The following is a 3,399-nucleotide window of genomic DNA, read 5'->3' as shown; positions in this document are numbered from 1 at the left end:
GATAAAAGTACACCAGCAGCTACGGCAGAACCGATAACACCAGCAACATTTGGACCCATCGCATGCATTAATAATACATTCGATTTGTCATATTCTTGTCCAACTTTTGATACAACCCTAGCAGCCATTGGTACAGCAGATACTCCTGCAGCTCCAATTAGTGGGTTAATCTTATTCTCATCAGACGCAAATTTATTCATGATTTTAGCCATGATAACACCTGCCGCTGTTCCTGCAGCAAATGCAATTAATCCAATTGCCATAATCCCTAAAGTCTCTATTACTAAGAATTTATCAGCAGCTAGCTTTGAACCAACCCCTAATCCTAAGAATATTGTTACTATATTGATTAATGAATTCTGCATTGTATCAGAAAGTCTCTCAACTGCACCTGATTGTTTGAAGAAATTTCCTAAACAAAATGCTCCAATAAGTGGAGTTGACTCTGGTAAGAACAGAATTGCTAACAATAATAGTACAATTGGCAATGTTAAATTCTCTAATTTATTTACTTTTCTTAATTTTGGCATTTTGATTTTTCTTTCAGCCTCTGAAGTTAATGCCTTCATAATTGGAGGTTGAATTACTGGTACTAATGCCATATAAGAATAAGCTGCAACTGCAATTGCACCTAAAAGTTCTGGAGCAAGTCTATTTGCAATAAAGATTGATGTTGGTCCATCAGCTCCACCAATAATTGAAATAGCCGAAGCAGATTGTAAATCAAATCCAATTGCAACTGCACCAACTAACGATCCAAAGATACCAAACTGTGCAGCACCACCTAAGATTGCTGCTTTAGGATTTGCTAATAATGGAGTAAAGTCTGTCATTGCTCCAACACCCATAAAGATAAGTAATGGGAAGAATCCATTAGCAATACCCATATTATAGATAATACCAAGCATACCAGTCTCTCCACCAATTCCAGCTAGTGGAATATTAGCTAAGATACCACCAAATGCAATAGGCATTAGTAATAATGGTTCAAACCCTTTTGAAATAGCAAGGTAAAATAAGAATAGACAAATACCTATCATTATTAATCTACCCCAAGTTTGTTCAAAAGTAGTCATAGGTCTTGCATCTTCTGCATGAGCTTCTGAAGTCATTACATCATCTCTAGGAGTTGTGAAAGCATAAATCCCAGTAGTTTTATAGAATGACTCTAGAAGTTGACCCATTGATTTTTCATGATATTCATGTTTTACTTCTTCAGTAGGAGCTGCATTTGAACTTGCAAATGCATTTGTACTGAAAAGAGCAAAGAATAACAGTAGCATTGAAGCTATTATTTTTTTATTCATCAAATAGTTCTCCGGTTTTTGTCTTAGCTAATAGTTGCTATTGCTTGACCTTCTTCAACAGCGTCACCTGGGTTAGCTAAAATTGCACTTACTGTTCCATCGCAAGGAGCTTCTACATCAATCTCCATTTTCATTGCTTCTAGGATTGCTACGATATCACCTTGTTTTACTGTATCTCCAACTTTAATATTCATTTTCCATACATTTCCAGCTACTGTTGCTTCTACATCTGCTCCAGCACCGTTTGTTGGTGCTGCTGCAGGTGCTTCACTTTGTGCTGCTGGTGTTACTTGGATATCTGCATTACCTTCTGCGATAGATACATTAAACTTTTGTCCATCTACTACTACTGTATAGTTTCCAGTTGCGTTACTCATACTATTTCCTTCTCCTAAAGTACATTCTTTATCATTTTCACAAGTTGAATCCTCAACTTTTCTTACATTTAATGGGCTTTCACCTTTTAAGAAAGCAATACCTTTTTCATCACAAGCTGCTGCAATAAAAATATTTTCATCACTTGTTTCGATATTCTCTTCTTTTAATCTTCCTTCCCAATAGCTAAAAGTTTTCTTTTCATCTCTATCAGCTATATCTAGTGGGTTTTCACTAGTTGGTTCAAGTTTTAATTTTTCAGAAGCTAATTTAACAATCTCTTGGTCTGGTTCAACAGGAGTTTTACCAAAATATCCAAGAACCATTTTTCCATAACCTGGAGCAATTTGTTTCCATGGTCCAAACATTACGTTTGCGTATGCTTGTTGCCAATAAAATTGTGAAACAGGAGTTACAGATGTTCCGTATCCACCTTTTTCTACAACTTCTTGCATTGCTTTAATTACTTCTGGGAATTTATCTAAAGTTCCATTATCTCTCATCATTTGAGTATTAGCTGTTAAAGCTCCACCTGGCATTGGAGAGAATGGGATTAAAGGAGAAACTTGAGTAGCTTCTGGTGGCATAAAGTAATCTTTTAAACAAGATTGTAAAGTCTCTTGGTATTTTAATACTTTAGAGATTTCTAAACCACCTAGGTCATAATTCATCCCCTTAACTGCGTGCATCATAGTTAGAATATCTGGTTGAGATGTTCCACCACTTACAGGAGATGCTGCTAGGTCAATACCATCTGCACCTGCATCTAATGCTGCTAAGTAACAAGCAACAGATACACCTGCTGTTTCATGAGTATGTAATCTTATATGAGTATCTTCACCTACAAGTTTTCTTGCCATTTTAATAGTATCAAATACTTTTTGGGGAGAAGATGTTCCACTTGCATCTTTAAAGCAAATAGAATCAAAAGGAACACCAGCATCAAGAATATTTCTTAATGTTTTTTCATAGAAAGGAACATCATGAGCACCTTCGCAACCTGGAGGTAAGTCCATTAGTGTTACTACTACTTCATGGTTTAGTCCATATTTTTTAATACACTCTGCACTATATTCAAGGTTTTGAACATCATTTAGTGCATCAAAGTTTCTAATTGTTGTTACACCATGTTTTGCAAACATTTTTGCGTGCATTTCTACTAGTTCTCTTGAACCTGTATCTAGCATTACAGTATTTATACCTCTTGCTAATGTTTGTAGATTTGCTTCTGGTCCTACAATCTCTCTGAATTTATCCATCATATCGAATGCGTTTTCTTGTAGGTAGAAGAATAAAGATTGGAATCTTGCTCCTCCTCCGAATTCGAAGTGATTTATACCTGCTTCTTTCGCAGCTTCTACAGCTGGAAAAAAATCTTCCATTAAAACTCTACCTCCAAAGACAGACTGGAATCCATCTCTAAATGTAGTATCCATAACATCAATATATTTTTTTGACATTTAATTTAACCTTTTAGATTTTTATGATGTTGAACAGCTGCTACTACAGCCGCTATCTTTGCAGTTTCGTTCGATTTTTCAGCCCCTGTAGTTCTTGTAGGCTTTGTAGGTACTGGCGTACTTTTCTCTGGAAAATACTTCCCTATTATTTTTGCTTGCAGTTTTAAAGCATAGATCATTACTATTAGGAATATAAACACTATTCCCATACCTAATGCCATAAACTTTACTGCTTCCGCAATTAAGTTTGTTTCCAT

General features: G+C 35.7%; 3 protein-coding genes. All 3 read right to left on the bottom strand.

What is annotated here, in order from left to right; genetic code table 11:
* Positions 1-1,307, bottom strand: a 1,307-nt coding sequence (locus CRV03_RS13870; RefSeq protein WP_258239103.1) for a sodium ion-translocating decarboxylase subunit beta, incomplete at its 3' end; no start/stop codon positions are given.
* Between the two features lie 23 nt (positions 1,308-1,330).
* Complete coding sequence (locus tag CRV03_RS13865) at positions 1,331-3,142, bottom strand: biotin/lipoyl-containing protein (protein WP_129085736.1); 1,812 nt, start codon at positions 3,140-3,142, stop codon at positions 1,331-1,333.
* A gap of 5 nt (positions 3,143-3,147) precedes the next feature.
* A partial coding sequence (locus CRV03_RS13860; RefSeq protein ID WP_129085735.1) for an OadG family protein occupies positions 3,148-3,399 on the bottom strand: 252 nt, incomplete at its 5' end.

Origin of the sequence: Arcobacter sp. F155, assembly GCF_004116455.1 — a bacterium.
Taxonomy (GTDB): domain Bacteria; phylum Campylobacterota; class Campylobacteria; order Campylobacterales; family Arcobacteraceae; genus Halarcobacter.
Note: the sequence above shows the minus strand (reverse complement) of the source record. Positions and strands in the feature narration are given on the sequence as shown.

Bases quoted from the DNA above. Each gene is read 5' to 3' on its own strand.
- CRV03_RS13865 (WP_129085736.1), bottom strand. From the start codon at position 3,142: ATGTCAAAAAAATATATTGATGTTATGGATACTACATTTAGAGATGGA.